Origin of the sequence: Salinibacter grassmerensis (assembly GCF_947077765.1) — a bacterium.
GTDB classification, from domain to species: Bacteria; Bacteroidota; Rhodothermia; order Rhodothermales; family Salinibacteraceae; genus Salinibacter; species Salinibacter grassmerensis.
On record NZ_CAMTTF010000001.1, the window covers coordinates 469518 to 485501 of the forward strand.

Annotated in this window: 14 protein-coding genes; 8 read left to right on the forward strand and 6 right to left on the reverse strand. The window is 67.5% G+C overall.

The annotated features are described in order from the left end of the window. Nucleotides 1-81: 81 nt before the first annotated feature. Both OJB03_RS01735 and OJB03_RS01740 read right to left on the reverse strand, forming a co-directional pair. Nucleotides 82-1131, reverse strand: a complete 1050-nt coding sequence (locus OJB03_RS01735; protein ID WP_263784713.1) for a potassium channel family protein — start codon at nt 1129-1131, stop codon at nt 82-84. 57 nt (nt 1132-1188) lie between these two features. After that, nucleotides 1189-1704 carry a hypothetical protein gene (locus OJB03_RS01740; RefSeq protein WP_263784714.1) on the reverse strand — a complete coding sequence of 172 codons (516 nt, stop codon included), beginning with the start codon at nt 1702-1704 and terminating at the stop codon, nt 1189-1191. Nucleotides 1705-1966: 262 nt separating this feature from the next. Here OJB03_RS01740 and OJB03_RS01745 point away from each other — a divergent pair, with 262 nt between their 5' ends. Together OJB03_RS01745 and OJB03_RS01750 are read left to right on the forward strand one after the other, a co-directional pair. After that, entirely contained in the window at nt 1967-2755 is a 789-nt protein-coding gene (locus OJB03_RS01745; protein WP_263784715.1) for a DoxX family protein, read from the forward strand. A gap of 95 nt (nt 2756-2850) precedes the next feature. Then, the gene (locus OJB03_RS01750; protein WP_263784716.1) at nt 2851-4053 is read left to right on the forward strand and encodes a patatin-like phospholipase family protein; all 1203 of its coding nucleotides are present in this window, start codon (nt 2851-2853) and stop codon (nt 4051-4053) included. Here OJB03_RS01750 and OJB03_RS01755 read toward each other — a convergent pair. Further along, entirely contained in the window at nt 4023-4532 is a 510-nt protein-coding gene (locus tag OJB03_RS01755) for a dihydrofolate reductase (protein ID WP_263784717.1), read from the reverse strand. The two genes, OJB03_RS01750 and OJB03_RS01755, sit on opposite strands and share 31 nt — an antisense overlap. A 52-nt stretch (nt 4533-4584) precedes the next feature. Further along, the gene (locus OJB03_RS01760) at nt 4585-6036 is read right to left on the reverse strand and encodes an amidase (protein ID WP_263784718.1); all 1452 of its coding nucleotides are present in this window, start codon (nt 6034-6036) and stop codon (nt 4585-4587) included. 524 nt (nt 6037-6560) lie between these two features. On the opposite strand from OJB03_RS01760, the gene OJB03_RS01765 reads away from it, so the two are divergent. The 4 genes from OJB03_RS01765 (at nt 6561) to OJB03_RS01780 (ending at nt 13014) form a co-directional block, all read left to right on the forward strand. Next, nucleotides 6561-7646, forward strand: coding sequence for a sensor histidine kinase (locus tag OJB03_RS01765; protein ID WP_263784719.1), 1086 nt, complete (start codon nt 6561-6563; stop codon nt 7644-7646). Between the two features lie 60 nt (nt 7647-7706). Next, nucleotides 7707-8462, forward strand: coding sequence for a LytR/AlgR family response regulator transcription factor (locus tag OJB03_RS01770; protein ID WP_263784720.1), 756 nt, complete (start codon nt 7707-7709; stop codon nt 8460-8462). Nucleotides 8463-8673: 211 nt separating this feature from the next. Beyond that, nucleotides 8674-11625, forward strand: coding sequence for a BamA/TamA family outer membrane protein (locus OJB03_RS01775; protein WP_263784721.1), 2952 nt, complete (start codon nt 8674-8676; stop codon nt 11623-11625). Nucleotides 11626-11754: 129 nt separating this feature from the next. Next, the gene (locus tag OJB03_RS01780; protein WP_263784722.1) at nt 11755-13014 is read left to right on the forward strand and encodes an OprO/OprP family phosphate-selective porin; all 1260 of its coding nucleotides are present in this window, start codon (nt 11755-11757) and stop codon (nt 13012-13014) included. A gap of 15 nt (nt 13015-13029) precedes the next feature. Here OJB03_RS01780 and OJB03_RS01785 read toward each other — a convergent pair whose 3' ends face one another. Then, on the reverse strand, nt 13030-13914 hold the full coding sequence (locus OJB03_RS01785) for a thymidylate synthase (RefSeq protein WP_263784723.1): 885 nt from the start codon (nt 13912-13914) through the stop codon (nt 13030-13032). Between the two features lie 290 nt (nt 13915-14204). Here OJB03_RS01785 and OJB03_RS01790 point away from each other — a divergent pair, with 290 nt between their 5' ends. Beyond that, on the forward strand, nt 14205-14492 hold the full coding sequence (locus tag OJB03_RS01790) for a hypothetical protein (protein ID WP_263784724.1): 288 nt from the start codon (nt 14205-14207) through the stop codon (nt 14490-14492). A 72-nt stretch (nt 14493-14564) separates the two neighbouring features. Here the strand turns inward: OJB03_RS01790 and apaG are convergent, their stop codons facing one another. Then, nucleotides 14565-14948 carry a Co2+/Mg2+ efflux protein ApaG gene (gene apaG, locus OJB03_RS01795; protein ID WP_263784725.1) on the reverse strand — a complete coding sequence of 128 codons (384 nt, stop codon included), beginning with the start codon at nt 14946-14948 and terminating at the stop codon, nt 14565-14567. Between the two features lie 251 nt (nt 14949-15199). Between apaG and OJB03_RS01800 the strand changes: the two genes are divergently transcribed. After that, nucleotides 15200-15958, forward strand: a complete 759-nt coding sequence (locus OJB03_RS01800; RefSeq protein ID WP_263784726.1) for a phosphoadenylyl-sulfate reductase — start codon at nt 15200-15202, stop codon at nt 15956-15958. The last annotated feature ends 26 nt before the right edge of the window (nt 15959-15984 follow it).

Sequence of the window (15984 nt, forward strand, 5' to 3'; positions counted from 1 at the left end):
ATCAGTGACGGACTGTATCGGAAAGGCGAGAGCGTGTACCCGTGTGGGAAGGGTCCGTTTCTCGGCCGGCGCGCTCGGCGACTACGGAAGGCATACGCGTTCGCGGAGGGCGTCGATGACGCTGGTCTCCCCCAGCACGATGAGAATGTCCCCCGCATCGATGCGTTCGGTGGGGGAGGGGTTGAACGTCATTGCACCGGTGTCGGCGTCAATGATGCCGATGACGATCGCCTCAAACTCCTGACGGAAGTTGCTCTCGGCCAGTGTCTGGCCGGCCAGGGGGGCGTTCCGGTGCACCTGCACCTCGTCGATCTGGCGGCTCAGCGCGCTGGTGTGGAGGACGCGCTCCAGAAAGTCGTCGGTGTGGGGGCGCAGCACGACCTGCGCCATGCGGTCGGCGCCCACCTCGCTCGGGGCGATGACTTTGTCGGCCCCAGCGTTGCGCAGCTTGCTGAGGTTGTCGTGGTCGATGGTGCGGGCCAGGATATAGAGGTCCGGGTTCATCTCGCGGGCCGTGAGGGCCACGAAGACGTTGCTGCTGTCTTCGGGGAGGGTGAGGATCAGCCCGCGGGCTCGCTCGATGCCCGCGGCGCGGAGGGTTTCCTCGTCCTCGGCGTTGCCCTGCACGTGGAGGCGCTCGTCCTCGGACAGGTCTGCGGCAATGTCGTCATCGACGTCGACGACGACCACTGACTTCCCTTCCCGGAGCAGGTCCTCCGTGAGTCGCTCCCCGACGCGCCCGTACCCACAGACGATGTAGTGGTCCGAAAGCGCGTCGATCCGTTTCATAATGCGTCGTTCGCGGAGGCGGTCGCTGACGAGGAGAAGCTGGGCGGAGCGGATGGCGACGAAGCTGAGAATCCCGATGCCGGTGCTCCCGAGGGCAAAGGTAAAGAACCGCCCCGCGTCCGACAGGGGCTTTACCTCCTGGAAGCCGATCGTCGAGAGGGTGATGAACGTCATGTAGAGCCCGTCGGCCACCGACCATTCCTCGAGCAGGACGTAGCCCGCAGTGCCGACGGCAAACAGAAGCAGTAGCGCCAGAACCGCCAGAAAGATCTCGCGGCGGGACGGGTCCATCCGGGCCAGCCACGCGATCAGGGCCTCCCATGGGGTCCGGATGAAGGCCATGAGGCGACGAGGAGAAGGATACAAAGCGGCGATCAGCGGACCGGCGCGAACGAGGTGCTAAGCGCCGGCCGGCGTGCTCAGCAGTTGGGCGTGCCACGACTCACGGGCCGGCGTCTCGAACTCCCCGTTGCGAAGGGCGTCCAGCGTCGTGAGGCTCGGGTCGAACACCGGCGTATCGGCCGTCACGGCGCCGTCGTCTGCGCGCTGCTGAAAAGTACGGCGGGAGACCGCGGCCACCTCCCCGTCGGCGGTGCGGTACAGCACGTCGAGCGAAGGGACCCAGTCGATGGACAGGGCGGACGCCGCGTCGTCGATCGCGTGAACCAGATCGTCGATGCCGCATCCGGAAATGTCGCCCCCTCCGACCGGTGCGGCGGCGACGACGAGAAACCGGTCGTCGAGAATGGTCGCGGTCCCCTCCACGGGGCGCTGGTGGGAGGTCCACTCGTCCATGAACGCCGAGAGCCGGTCGAGCAGCGCCGACTGCGTGGCGTCATCGAGCGGCGCGGCGGCTGCGTGGATCCAAAGGCGCGCGTCGTCGGGAAGGGCGGAGAAGGCGGAGGCGTCGGCCATGGGGCACGGAGCGACAGGTGGAGAAGCGTCGAACGTCCTTTCTTGTAAGCCGGCTCCGGCCGTTTGTTTGTCGACAGGCCGCTGGCTGGCGCCGGACCGCCACAACAGGGCCGAGGGCCGCAACGAACCGAGGAACGAGGACGTCGGGCCGTCGTGATATGGTATGTGAAGAAAATAAAAAGAGAAGTGAGCTTGAACTGACGGGTTCGGGCGCCTCCCGAATGCCGTTCGTGCCTCTGCAGAAATCCGCCCCGCTCCGCCCATGTCCCGCTATCGTGATGTCGTCGGTTGGATCAATGAGCATCGGGCGGTGGCCCTCGATCTCGTCCGCATCTATCTTGGCGTCGGGCTGTTCGTCCGCGGCGTGCTGTTCGCCTACGAGAGCCAGGGGGTGAGCGTCCTCGTGGACCTGTCCGGGTTTTCGGTGGGCTCGGCGGTGCTTGCCCACTACGTGACGTTCGCGCACCTGATGGGCGGGCTCATGTTGGCCGTGGGGCTGCTCACCCGCCTCGCGGCGCTCGTACAGATCCCCATCCTGGCCGGGGCGGTCTTTCTGGTGCACCTGGAGCAGGGGCTCCTGACCGCCGATCAGTCCCTTGAGTTTTCGGCCCTCGTCCTTGTCCTGCTCGTAGTGGTTTTCATCTTTGGGCCGGGGGAGTGGGCCGCCGACCAGTACGTCTTTGAGCGAGAGCCGGAGCTGCAGGACGAAGACCCGGAGCTCTGGTGGCGCGACGAAGACTTTGAGCCGACGCCCACCCCGGAGCCCACAGGGGGAGAGAACGGGGTGGCCGTGGCGTCGGCGTCAGCGGCAAGCGCAAAAGAGCTTCTCGCTGAGCGCGTGGACGAGGAGCCGTGTGCGTGTGGCCACGACCTGTCCCATCCCCGGGTGGCTGTGGAGCCGAAGTACGGGTGGAGTGCCGGCTTCTTCTTCATGCTTGGGGTCTCGGCGCCCCTGCAGGAGGTCGTGTTCTACTGCGAGGAGTGCGGCACCGTGATGAAGCGCACGCGAGACGCCGAACTCCTTCGGCGGTACCGCTGGCACACGTCCTGAACCTTGAGGGCGGTTGGGCGTGGGAGGGGGCATCGCGGTCATTGACCACGGACGACGCGGCGCATCAACACAAGCTCGCATCCCCTCCTTCTTCGATGAGCGGAGAGTCGGCCGACGGAACTGTGGAATCGGACTCCGGTGGGCCGGCGGAGGCGCCCGCGGCGCTCGTGCTGGGTGGGGGCGGAGCCCGGGCCGCATACCAGACCGGCGTCCTTCACTACGTGGGGGAGGCGTTTCCCGAGGCGTCGGTGCCGCTCATGACGGGCGTGTCGGCGGGGTCCATCAACGCCGCGCACCTCGCGGCCGACCCCGGGCCGTGGAAGGACCGCACCGCGCGGCTCGTGCGCTACTGGGAGGACCTGACGGCGGACGACGTGTTTGCGCCGCGCTCTCCCTGGACGATCGCGCGGTCGATGCTGTGGGGGCGGCGGCCGAGCAAAAGGCAGACCCTTCTGGACACGGCACCCCTCCGTGCCTACCTCGACCGGCGCCTCCCGACGGACGACACGGGCCGGCTCACGGGCGTGGCCGATAACATAGAGGCCGGGCGCCTGGAGGGCCTCGCCATCTCTACCTCCAACTACGCCACGCTCCAGACGGTGACGTGGGTACAGGGGGGCTCGATGCGAGACTGGGAGCGGCCCAACCGAATTGGTCGGCGGACGATCCTCAGCCTCGACCACGTCATGGCCTCCACGGCCCTGCCCATGGTGTTTCCGGCGGTGCGCCTCGGCGACGCCTGGTACGGCGACGGGGGGCTCCGCATGCTCGATCCCCTCGCGCCGGCCGTCCACCTGGGGGCGGATCGTCTCTTCGTCGTCTCGACCCGTTACGAGCGGTCCCAGGCCGAGGCCAACCGGTCGGCCCGCACGCCGGCCTATCCGTCGCTTTTCCAAATGATGGGCATCCTCGCCAACGTGCTCATGCTCGACGTGCTGGAGCACGACGCCGCCGTGCTGCGTCGCATCAACCGCCTCGTGCGAAAGCTGCGCCCGGAGGAGCACGAGCCGCTCCAGCCCATCGACCTGCTCGTCCTACGGCCGTCCGTCGACCTCGGGGCCCTGGCGGGGGACTACCAGATGGACCTCGGCGGGGCCATGGGACGCCTTCTGTCCGCGGTGCAGTGGCGCACCGACCCCCCGCCCGACTGGTGGAGCATGCTGCTCTTCCAGCCCGACTATCTGGACCGCCTCCTCGAGATCGGCTACAACGACGCGCAGCGCCAGCACGACCGCATCGAGGCCTTCTTTGCGCGAGAGCCGATTGATCAGTCGGCGTCCGTGTCCTTCCGTTCGTAGGTGACGAAGCGGAAGCCGTCCCGTGCGTCCACGGCAGTCTCTTCAAACACGTCCCCAATGAGGTGCCTGAACGGAGGGAAGAAGGTGTCGCCCGCGTACTCGCCCTCCACCAGGGTCAGCTCCAGCCGGTCGGCGTGCGGGAGGAACTGTTCGTAGACCGACTCGCCCCCGCCGATGAAGACGGTGTCGTCGTCGGGCAGGGCGTCGAGGGCCGCGTCGACGGAGGCGTAGGTTTCTACCTCGGGGTACTCCTCGTAGCCGTCCTTCGTGGTGAGGACCACCATCTTCCGGTCGGGCAGCGGGCCGCCGAACTGGTGCACGATGGACTCAAACGTGCGCCGGCCCATCAGCAGCGGGTGCCCGGTGGTGAGCGCCTTGAAGTGCTGCAGGTCCTCCGGGATGTGCCAGGGGAGGTCCTTGTCCTTCCCAATGACCCGGTTTTCTTCGGCGACAGCGGCGATGAGGACGAGTTCAGGCATGAGATCAGTGGCAAGAAGAAGAGATTGGGAGGGAAAAGAAAGAGAAAACCGTTCATGTGTTGTCTGCGAAACGGGATGTCTCGGCAAAAGAGGTAGGCTCCGGGTCGTGGCCCAGCGCCGCTTCGAGACGGCGCCCGGCCGCGAGCAGTTCGGCGTCCGAACCGCACCGGGCGTGCACCTGCAGGCCGATGGGGCGCCCGTCCGACGACTGGCCGGCGGGCAGGGTGAGAATGGGATGGCCCGTGACGGCCGTGGGGCAGTTGTAGGGCGCGATGGGGAGCGCGTAGGGAACCGAGACGCCCTCAATGTCGAGGGCGGCCCCGATGCGGCGGTGGGCAAAGGCGGGCGTAGCGGCCACGGGCGTCACCCACAGGTCCCAGTCGCCGAAGAAGGCATTGAGGGTGGTGGTGAGGGCGTCCTTCCGGTCGAGCGCGTCGAAGTAGCCGCGTGGCCCGAGGTTGGCGCCCGTGGCCATCTGCCCGGCGAGAAAGCCGTACTGCGACCGTACGTAGCCCTGCCACACCAGCTGCCGGAATGGCGTCGTCCGCAGGGGGGCGGGCAGTCCCGCCGTGATCTCGAAGCCCTGGATGCGGGCCCAGGTGTCAAGGGCGTCCTCCGTGTCGATCGGAGCAGGGCGGTGCGCCACGCTGCACCCGGCGGTGCGCCAGGCGTCGACGGCGTCGCGGAGCACGCGCTGGGTGTCGGTGTCGACGGGCACGCCGCCCAACTCGGGCGTCACGGCGATGCGCAGGGCATCGGCCGGGGGAATGGGGATGTCGGTCGGGGCCGCCGAGCCCGAGAGGGCGGTCCAGGCCAGCTGCAGGTCTTCGACGGTGCGGGCCATCGGGCCGGCCACGGCGACGTGGCGCACCGTCGCGGGGCGGTCGGGCGGGCGGATGCCGCGCAGGGGAGCGTCTTCCGTCGGGCGCAGGCCGGCGACCCCGCAAAAGTGGGACGGCACGCGGATGGAGCCCCCTACGTCGGCCCCCAACTCCAGCGGCGACAGGCCCGCCGCCAGGGCCGCCGCGGAGCCGCCCGAGCTTCCGCCGGGCGTGCAGTCCAGGGCCCACGGATTGTTGGCGCGGCCAAATGTCGGGTTTTGGCACTGCCAGTCGTAGGCCGCAAACGGCAGGTTGGTCTTGCCCATCAGGATCGCCCCCGCCTCTTTAAGGCGGTGGACCTGCGGGGCGTCGGTGTCGGGAACGAAGTCCTCGTAGCTGGGTAGGGCGTAGGTGGTGCGCAGCCCGGCGGTCGAGAACTGATCCTTGGCCGTGAAGGGCACGCCGTGCAGCGGGCCCCACACCTCGTCCCGCGCCAGCGCCGCGTCGGCGGCGTCCGCCCGAGCCCGCGCCCGGTTCGTGTTGAGCGTCACCACGGCATTCACGGCCGGGTTTCGGCGCTCGATGCGGTCCAGATGCGCCTCCAGCACCTCGACGGCAGAGACCTTGCGGGCACGGATGCGGCGGGCCAGCTCAACGGCAGAGCAGGACGTGAGGTCGAGCACGTTGTGAGACACGAGGAGGCAGTAAGCGACGAACGCCTGCTCGTACGGTGGGACGAGCGGTGGGATTCAGTTCGATCTCCGACTCGCCGGACAGGGGACAAAAAATAAGGACCCGAAGGCCCCGGTCGCAGCTCGACCGGGACGCTTCGGGGCCCCACCGCTCTGAAAATCCGTATAGGGTATGGTTCGGTCCCCCTTGCTCAATTCCGTACCGCCCGTCTGCATTGGGGGAATGCAAAGACGCAAAGTGGACTACGAGAATAACATTAACAAGTCTATGAACCGTCTCCGGTCGGCGCAAGGGATCTTTGACGAGTGGGAGCTACGGTCGATGAGCGGGATATGCGTTCGACGAGCGATGAGGGTGGGCAAAGCCGCCGCCCGTGAGCCCTCGTCTCGGAGCAGGCGGTCCTCGTGAATACCGGCGTACCGGCGACATCACACAGTACGGGTTTTCCCTGAACCTGACGCCCCACTTGACCCGTTTGGGGCCTCTACACTCAGGCCAACGGTTTTTTCTGCCGATGTCTCGGACATACGCCTACTGGATTTGTCAGCTCGGCGGGTGGGCCGGATACGCGGTGATGCGCATCACCCTGATCTCTTTCTTCCAGCCCATCACGTGGGAGCGGGCTGCCTCCTACGCCGTCCTCGTGGTGGCCGGCGTGCTGTACACCCATCTCTACCGGTACGCCGCCAAGCGAAGAGGATGGATGCAGATGTCGTTGGGGCAGCTGGCACCGCGGGTCGTGGGGGCGACCCTAGGGGTTGCGGCTCTGTTGTACCTGACTGTGGACGGCATGGGGCGCTACGTGCTGGAACTGGACCTCTACGAGGAGATCGACTCGCAGACCGGGATGCTGTTGGCCTCGGTCGTGAACGGGTGGATTCTGCTCATGCTGTGGTCGCTGATCTACTTCGGCGTCCACTACTTCTGGAACTACCGGCGGGCGGAGGTGGACAAGTGGAAGCTGGAGGCCCAGGCCGAGACGGCGCGGCTGAAGGCCCTAAAGCTACAGCTGAACCCCCACTTCTTTTTCAACAGCCTCAACAGCGTGCGGGCCCTGATCGCCGAGGACCCGGACCGTGCACAGCGCATGGTGACGCGCCTGGCCCGCCTGCTGCGGAGCACCCTTCAGGCCGACGACATGAAAACCGTGTCCCTCGAGGAGGAACTGTCGACCGTGCGCACGTACTTGGCGCTCGAGAAGGTGCGCTTCGAGGATCGGCTCCGCCACCGAATTGAGGTAGATGACGAGGCACGGTCGCACCCGGTCCCGTTCATGCTGGTGCAGACGCTCGTGGAGAACGGGATCAAACACGGGGTGGCGTGTTGTCAGGAGGGCGGCGTCATCACGGTCGGGGGCACGGTGGTGGATGAGGCCCTCCACATCTGCGTGACCAATCCCGGCACCCTCGACACGGAGGAGGGCGGAACCGGGCTGGACAACGCCCGCGAACGGCTGCAACTGCTCTTTGGAACGGAGGCGTCGCTGACCGTGGAAAATGCGGACGCCGAGACCGTCTCCGCCACCGCGGTGCTCCCGGTCCGCGCCGTCCCCGAACCGCCTGTGGTGCAGGGGGAGGCCTCCGTCTTGGCCCGCGACTGACCGGAGAACAAAGCCCGGTCCCAACCTGCCATTCAACCGCACAACCCTGCAGCATCCGGCATGGCGTCCCCCCCTGTGCTCCGCACCCTCATCGTTGACGACGAGCGCCTGGCGCGCCGGGAGCTCCGGCGCCTGCTGGAGCCCCAGGAGGCGGTGACGGTGGCCGGCGAGGCCGCCAACGCCGACGAGGCGGAGGCCGCCATCCACGAGAACAATCTGGACCTGCTCCTGCTCGACGTGCAGATGCCAGAGGACAGCGGGTTCGACCTGCTGGAGCGGCTCGACGCGGTGCCGCACGTCGTCTTCGTCACCGCCTACGACGAGTACGCCATCCGGGCCTTCAAGGTGAACGCGCTGGACTACCTCGTGAAGCCGGTGGAGCCGGAGCGGCTGGAGGAGGCGATTGAGACGGTGCAGGAACGGGCCACCGAGAGCCGGCCCCAGGCCGTGGCGGCGGACGACGAAGAGCCCCGGACGCCCCTCAGGGCCGAGGACCAGGTGTTCGTCAAAGACGGGGAGCGGTGCTGGTTCGTGCAACTGGCGGACGTCCGCCTGTTCGAGGCGGCGGGCAACTACACGCGGCTCTACTTCGACGGCGAGGAGCCGCTCATCCACCGCTCCCTCAGCACCCTCGAGGACCGACTCGACCCCGACCGCTTCTTTCGGGCCAGCCGCCAGCACATCCTCAACCTGCGATGGGTCGACGACGTGACGCCGTGGTCGAAAGACAAGCTGAAGGCCACGTTGAGCGACGGGACCGAGGTGGAGCTGTCGCGTCGTCGGTCCCGTGCGTTCCGCGAGCAGCTCAGTCTGTGAACGCGTTTCCATCCCAAGCGGCGGGCGCTCCGCCCAGCCCGTCCGCCTGCGCAGGAGGGCAGGTCTCGACACAGCCCATGTGGACCGCCGAACAGCCGACCGCTGCCGGTGCGGTCGGACACAGGCTCCCATCGGAGAAGCGGTTCCCAACGCGCTGAGCGCAGCGGATCGCGTTCTCCCCAATGCTCAAACGCCGACACACAACCACGCGATGACGCCCCGTCACGTCCTCTGTGTCCTCCTGCTCTGCGGTGCGGTCGGCCTTCCCGCACAAGCCCAGAGCTTCAGCACAGTCACCGGCCGCAACCACCCTGAGATCGACTGGCGTGTGGCGACGACGGAGCACTTCGAGATCGTACACCCCGCCCGCCTCGATCGCATCGCAGCGGAGGCGGCCCCCATCGCGGAGACGACCTACGACACCCTGTCGGCCAACCTGGACGTGACGTTTGACGAGCGGATCCGCGTCTATCTGAGCGACCAGGACGCCATCGTCAACGGGTTTGCGGTTCCGTTTGGCACCGGCTACACCGACATCTGGGTCAACACCAACGACTGGGCCGCCTCCTTCTCCGGGGCGACCTCCTGGCTCCGCCTCGTGCTCGCCCATGAGCTCACCCACATCTTCCACTACAAGGTGGTGCGGTCGGGCCTGGGGGTTTGGGCCCTCGCCCTGGGCGGCTCGTTTCCACGGGTCTGGACGGAAGGGCTCGCGCAGTACCAGGCGGAGACGTGGAACGCGCAGCGGGGCGAGCGCTGGCTCCGCGCCGCCGTCCTCGACGACGCCCTTTCCTACAACGACGGGCGGTCGCTCCGGAACGGACGGCTCCTGTACGCCTCCGGCCACAGCCAGGTGCGCTACTTCGCCCAGCAGCACGGCGACTCGACGCTCACGGCCCTGCTCCACCACAAGAAGGACGTGCTGTTCGGCCTCGCGGAGGCCCACGACCTCGACGATGCCTTCCGGGCGACCGTGGGACAGTCCTACGAGACGTTCCACGAGCAGTGGCGGCGGGACGTGAACGTGTACTACAACACGCTCGCCGGTCAGCTCGAAACGCTCGACTCCCTTCGCACCGACACGCTTGCGGTGCCGGGGCAGTACGTGGACGACCTGGCGTATAGCCCCGACACGTCGCGCATCGCCGCGCTCACGCAGCTATCGCCGGAGCGCCCGGTGCGCCGGCTGCACGTCATTGATCGCTCGTCGGGCCGTGTAGAGGTCGTGGCGGAGGGGGCGATCGAACCGTCCGTGGCGTGGCACCCCAGCGGCGAGCGGATCGCGTTTAGCCGACAGACGCGGGCCGAGCACGGCTCGCTCGTGGACGATCTGTTTGTGGTGGACGCCGACGGGACCGACGAGCGCCGCCTCACGCACGGCCGCCGGACCTCGGCCCCCACGTATGGCCCGGACGGGGAGCGCCTCGCGTTCGTCGCGACCCAGGACGGCACGGCAAACGTACACGTGCGAACCGACGCAACCGGCCGCACCACGCCGGTGACCGACTACGAGGGCGACGTGCAGATCACGGCTGCCCGGTGGCACCCGTCGCGGGACACCCTGGCCCTCGCCCGTGTCGACGACGACGGCGGCCGCCAGCTCGTGCTTCATGACCTGGGGACGGAGGCCTTGACGCCCCTCACCGATCCCGGCTCCGATGATCGGCGCCCGGTCTGGAGCCCCGACGGGGCGCACCTAGCGTATACCTCGCTCCGCGACGGCGTGCCCAACGCCTTCGTCTACGACGCGGCGACCGACACCCACCGCCGGGCCACCCACCTCGTCCGGGGCGCCACCGTCCACGACTGGGTGCCGGCCGACTCGGCCTTCGGACCGGAAACCTCCAGGTCGGGTGGGGCCCTGGTCACCGCCACGGCCCTGACGAAGGCGCGCGACGGTGCCTTCCGCGTTCCGGCGTCCCGCACGGCCCGGTCCGCCGCCCCGTCGGTGCCCGAGGCGTACGCGGCCTGGACCGCCACGAAGCCGCCCCGAACCATTCCACGGGCGATGGCCCCCGACCCGTCGCTCATCGAGGCCCGGAGCGACTACGACGCCCTCGGCCACGTTGCGCACCGGGCGTCGGTGGCGCTGCCGTACTACACGCCGTCGAACGGGGACATCGGCCTCTCCGGCGTCACCTCCTGGACCGAGCCGCTGGGCGCACACACCCTCAACGCGGTGGGCAGCCTCTCCCTTACCCAGACTGGGACACGAAGCGAGGTCGTAGCGTCGTACCTGAATCGGCAGTTCGAGCCCACGGTGGGCCTCACGGTGTTCAGCGCCTCGTCCTCGGCCCGCATTTACGGGAGCAACCTGCTCGTGGAAGACCGGACCGGGGGCGACCTCACGGCGCGGTGGCCGCTCGACTGGCGGGTCCGCCCGTACGTGTCTACGTCGGTGTCGGCGCGGCTGCGCTACGCCGACCTTGACCCGCTCACCCCGAATGTGTTCGCGGCGCTCCCCGACGGCCTCGCGCCCCCGCAGGCCGGTCAGCAGGCCAGCCTCCGCCTCCAGTTCACCCGTCGGAAGCGGCCGCCCTACCGCCACACCCTTGTGCATCCGCTGGACGGATGGGGCCTGCGGCTCCGGGCCACCGGGGCGGCCGAGGTGCTGGGGGGCGACAGCTCGTTCCTGCGGGGGGACGTGGCGGGATACGCCGTGTATCCGAGCATCGGAAATCATCGGCTCTACCTCCACGGGCGGCTGCAGGCCCAGACCGGAGCGTCGTTTCCCCAAGACTACGTCGGCTTCTCGCGCTACGACGCGATCGACCTGCCCCTGCCCGGCGCCGTGCCGTTTTCGCTGGGCGACGCCGAGCGGGTGCGCGGCTTTCGGCAGTACGTGTTGGGCAACCGGGTGGCCTTTGGCCGTGCCGAGTACCGCGTGCCCGTTGCGCCCAGTCTGCAGACCGAGGTGCTCGGGCTCGTCGGCCTCGGGTACACGACGCTCTCGGCGTTTGTGGATGGGGGCATGGTGTGGCGGGACACCGATCTTCGAGGAGGGACGCGGCAGCTCGGCACGGGCGTGGAGGTCAAAAATGCCCTGCGCCTGTTTGGCGTGCGCATCGGGCACGCCCTGGGAGTAGCACAGCCGGCCGCCCAGGTGGGGACGCGCGACGATGTGCAGCTCTACTACCGTGTGCAGACGGCGCTGCCGTTCTGACCCCGAGCAGTCTCCGGAATTTTTACGTGTAGTCGCGGGCCGGTAACACTCTTGGGTGCGATCGGTAGACTCGGTTAACAGTTTCGTAATCTTGCAGCTGCTACCCGAATTCCCAGACCGTCGTCGTCCATGAGTGCCGCTCCCCTGCGTCTGTTCGTCGTTCTTCTCGCGGCATTGATCCTCGTCGGGGTAGGAAGTGCAGGGATGGCGCAGACGGGCCCGGCGTCGGAGGCGAGTGGTAAGGTGCAGGCGGGCGAGGAGGGGTTTCGGGTCGTCTCCGGCGACGGTGCGTTTGCACTTCGTCTCCGTGGCGACCTCTACGCCGACGCGCGCTTCCTTCCCGGCACCACTGAACCGGCGGGGGCCGACCGTTTCTTTCTCCGGCGCGCCCGACCGCGCCTCCAGGGACGCGTCTACGATCGGTTCGCGTTCAGTATCCGGAGCGACTTCGGAGTTGGCGGCCCTGAGATCGACGACGCGTTCGTCGAGGCTCGATTTGCACCGGCCCTCCGGCTGCGCATAGGCCGGTTTAACGTGCCGGTGGGGCTGGAAGTCTTGGCGTCGTCGACGGGACTGATGCATGTTGAGCGGGGGTTTCCATCGGGCCTCGTCCCGGAGCGTGACGTGGGCGTCATGCTTGCCGGCGACGCGGGGACGGGACGGTTGCAGTACGCGCTTGGGCTCTTCAACGGCGTTCCGGGGGCTACGGAGCCGGGGGACGACGTGGACGATGCGAAAGAGGTCGCAGGACGGATGTTTGCCGTTCCATTCGCGGGCACGAATAAAGTATGGGAAGGCCTCGGCGTGGGGCTAGCCGGGACGGTGGGGACGGTGACCGGCACGGGGGCAACGCCGGCGCTCACGGGGCTTCGCACGACCGGCCGGCAGTCGATTTTTGGGTATCGAGACGGGGTGCGGGCGGACGGCCGGCGGTGGCGGGTGGCACCGCAGGCGCGGTTCTACGCGGGGCCGGTGGAGCTACTCGGGGAGTACACGGTGACGACCGAGACGGCACGGCGCGGGTCGGGGAAAGAGCCCCTCACGCATCGCGCGTGGCAGGCCAGCGCCGCCGTGGTGTTGACGGGGGAGGACGCCCGAGAGGGCGAGGTGGTCCCCGACGATCCCTTCGGTGCCGAGCGGGGGACGGGCGCGATCGAACTGGGAGGACGTGTCCACGGGGTTACGTTCGACGACGAGGCGTTTCCGGCCTTTGCGGCACCCACCGCGGCGTCGGGGGCAACGGCATGGGGGCTCACCCTGAGTTGGTACCCCAACACCATGGTGCGCTTTATGCTGGGAATGGAACGCACTGGGTTTGAGGCCCCTGGGGCGGCCCCGGCCCGTGACGCCGAGACGTTGCTCCTCACGCGGATGCAGATCTCGTTCTGAGGCAGGCCGCATGTTCTACACGGCGATTGGGGCCGTCAGGGCGGGGTGGTGCTCGTAGTCCTCAATCGTCACGTCGTCGGCGGTGTACTCGAAGATCGAGTCGCGCTCGCGAAGGCGGAGCGTCGGGCGGTCGTGGGGGGAGCGGCTGAGCTGCTTCTCAACCTGCTCGACGTGGTTGCGATAGATGTGGCAGTCGCCCCCACTGAAGATGAGCTCGTGTGGCGTGAGGTTGGCCTGCTGGGCCAGCATGTGCGTGAGCAGCGCGTAGCTGGCGATGTTGAACGGAAGGCCGAGGAAGCTGTCGACGCTGCGCTGCTGCCACATCAGCGACAGCCGCCCGTCGCCCGGCTCCCCCTCCACGAAGCACTGAAATGCGTAGTGGCAGGGCGGAAGCGCGGCGTCTTCAATCTGGGCGGGATGCCAGGCGCTCACGACGTGACGGCGCGAGTGGGGCTTCTCGCGGAGGCCGCGGACGAGCCGCTCGATCTGGTCCACCCGTCGGTCCGGGCCCTCGAAGTCGCGCCACTGTTTGCCGTAGACAGGGCCGAGGGTGCCCCACCGCTCGGCAAAGGCGTCGTCCTCGGCAATGTTCTGTTCGAACGTTTCCCGGTCGATCTCCCCGCCGGTGGCCTCGCGGTACCGCTGGAGCGGCCAGTCCGTCCAGATTGACACGCCGGCCTGCACGAGCGACTGGATGTTGGTCTCGCCTCGCAAGAACCAGAGCAGCTCCTCCGTGACCCCGCGCATCCACACTCGCTTTGTGGTGAGCAGCGGGAAGCCGTCGGTCAGGTCGAATCGAAGCTGTCGCCCGAACACGCGGATGGTGCCCGTGCCGGTGCGGTCCTCGTGCCGCGTGCCGTGGTCGAGGATGTCCTGGAGGTAGTCGAGGTACTGCTGCATGGGGCCGAGGGCGCGCGAGTACAGAGGATCGTGCGGAAGGCATTTCTAGAGAGCCCCTAACGCGGCAACCGGGACGCAGGTTGTAGGACGGAGCGGGAGGTGAACGCGCCCGTCGGTACGAGCCGTGCCGGCAGTGTGCTCTTCTACGAGAACCACTGGTCCACGCTTCGCTCTGCCCTGCACCTTTGCTTCCGATCCCCCATGCTCCACCCCTCTCAGCGGGAACGCGCCGCCGAGGCCCCTCGTTGAGCGCAGCCACTCAGTATTCCACGGACGCTGCTGCCTCCGACATGGCTGACATTGACTCCGACATCCCCGAGAACAAGCACCTCAAGCAGGCGATCAACCACCTCGGCAAGGTGCTTGAATACGCCCCCATGGTTGCTGAAGGCCGGGAGGCCACTGTACACCTCACGCCGGAAGACTGGCAGGTGGTGGCCGACGCCCTATTCAACATGAACGCGCCGGACGACACCTTTCCGGACGCGATCACGGACTACGGGCTCACTAACGAGAACCAGACGATCACCCTCACGACCGACGACTACGACATCGAGATCGAGGTCGTGGCGAGCTGATCAGAAAACGTCGAAGGCTCAGAGGGGGACGGTCAATGTGTCTGGGGGGCGACTGCCGAGCCCCTCACCCTTTCAATTCGCGGCGGCGTGCAGGGGGAACGGCGGAACCGAGACGCGGAACTGCTCCCCATCGGACCGCTGCACGAGGTAGTTGCCCTCCACGGTCCCGTTGAACGATTTGATCGTGCAGGACCCGTCATGGACATGGGTCTCACCGGGCGCAATGACCGGGTGGGGACGAAGCGTGCCGTCGCCGGTCAGGTCCTGTCGGCCGCCGTTGCCCTCCTCAATGATCCATCGCCGTCGGAGCACCTGGACCTCGTTCGTGCTGTCGTTTTCGATATGAACGGCGTACCCGAACGTAAACTCGCGCTCCAGAAGATCGGACGGCTCGTCCAGGTAGATGGGCCGTACAGTGATCGTGATGCCACGTGTGGTGGAGGCGTAACTAATCATGGCGTTGAGGGCAGCTTCCAGAAGGTCCAAGCCAAAGCAAAAGAAGGAGGGTGTCCCCGAAAAATGCACAGCCACATTGTTACCGGCCAGCAAAGAATTGTGCAACGGAGGCCCCCTGGATTTCATAGAACCGCTTTCGCGAGCCCGGGCGGTTGACGACCATTGCGCCAGGCCCTTGTTTTGAATCAATCTGGTGCAAATCGGGTGCCAACCCAAGCCTTCGTGCTCTGCGTCCACGGTTCCTCGCCGCAATGGCCTTCTCTTCCGACGAAAGCGCCTCTCCCTGGTCGAGTTCGCGGCTGGCGGCCCTGAACGCGCAGTTTGAACCCCACGGCCCGAAGGCCATTCTCAACTGGGCCACGCACACCTTCGGCGACGACTTAGCGCAGGGAACGGGGTTCGGGCCATCGGGGATCGTCATCATGCACATGCTGGCCGACCTCCGGCCCGGCACGACGGTCTTCTACCTCGACACCGACCTGCTCTTCCCGGAGACCTACGAGCTGTGCGACGACCTGGACGAGCGGCTCGACGTGGACGTGACGCGGGTCCACGGGGGGCTCTCGCTCGACGAGCAGGCCGAGCAGGAGGGGGACGAGTTGTGGAACCGAGACCCAAACCGCTGCTGCTTCCTCCGCAAGGTAAAGCCGCTCCGAAATTTTTTGGACGACCGCCGGGCGTGGATCACCGGCGTCCGGCGCGATCAGTCCGAGCGCCGCGCCGACACGGACATCTTGTCCTGGGAAGGGCAGTACGGGGTGTTCAAGATCAACCCACTGGCCAACTGGACGCAGAAGGAGGTGTGGAAGTACCTCTTTGAGCACGACCTTCCCTACAACCCGAAGCATGACCAGGGCTATCCCAGCCTCGGCTGCGTGCCGTGCACCGAGCCGGTGGACCAGTCCGACGGCTATTCGCGGGAAGGGCGCTGGGGCGATCGGGACAAGACGGAGTGTGGGCTTCACACGTCGCCAGACGAGGATGAGGAGGCACAGGCCACGGAGTCGTGACCGGCAGAGGCGATCTCGACCGGCGC

What these genes read in the sequence shown, in the direction of transcription:
- OJB03_RS01770 (WP_263784720.1), top strand. Translation starts at nt 7,707, where the DNA reads ATGGCGTCCCCCCCTGTGCTCCGCACCCTCATCGTTGACGACGAGCGC.
- OJB03_RS01800 (WP_263784726.1), top strand. Translation starts at nt 15,200, where the DNA reads ATGGCCTTCTCTTCCGACGAAAGCGCCTCTCCCTGGTCGAGTTCGCGG.
- OJB03_RS01750 (WP_263784716.1), top strand. Translation starts at nt 2,851, where the DNA reads ATGAGCGGAGAGTCGGCCGACGGAACTGTGGAATCGGACTCCGGTGGG.
- OJB03_RS01785 (WP_263784723.1), bottom strand. Translation starts at nt 13,914, where the DNA reads ATGCAGCAGTACCTCGACTACCTCCAGGACATCCTCGACCACGGCACG.
- OJB03_RS01780 (WP_263784722.1), top strand. Translation starts at nt 11,755, where the DNA reads ATGAGTGCCGCTCCCCTGCGTCTGTTCGTCGTTCTTCTCGCGGCATTG.
- OJB03_RS01765 (WP_263784719.1), top strand. Translation starts at nt 6,561, where the DNA reads ATGTCTCGGACATACGCCTACTGGATTTGTCAGCTCGGCGGGTGGGCC.
- apaG (WP_263784725.1), bottom strand. Translation starts at nt 14,948, where the DNA reads ATGATTAGTTACGCCTCCACCACACGTGGCATCACGATCACTGTACGG.
- OJB03_RS01740 (WP_263784714.1), bottom strand. Translation starts at nt 1,704, where the DNA reads ATGGCCGACGCCTCCGCCTTCTCCGCCCTTCCCGACGACGCGCGCCTT.
- OJB03_RS01735 (WP_263784713.1), bottom strand. Translation starts at nt 1,131, where the DNA reads ATGGCCTTCATCCGGACCCCATGGGAGGCCCTGATCGCGTGGCTGGCC.
- OJB03_RS01790 (WP_263784724.1), top strand. Translation starts at nt 14,205, where the DNA reads ATGGCTGACATTGACTCCGACATCCCCGAGAACAAGCACCTCAAGCAG.
- OJB03_RS01755 (WP_263784717.1), bottom strand. Translation starts at nt 4,532, where the DNA reads ATGCCTGAACTCGTCCTCATCGCCGCTGTCGCCGAAGAAAACCGGGTC.
- OJB03_RS01745 (WP_263784715.1), top strand. Translation starts at nt 1,967, where the DNA reads ATGTCCCGCTATCGTGATGTCGTCGGTTGGATCAATGAGCATCGGGCG.
- OJB03_RS01775 (WP_263784721.1), top strand. Translation starts at nt 8,674, where the DNA reads ATGACGCCCCGTCACGTCCTCTGTGTCCTCCTGCTCTGCGGTGCGGTC.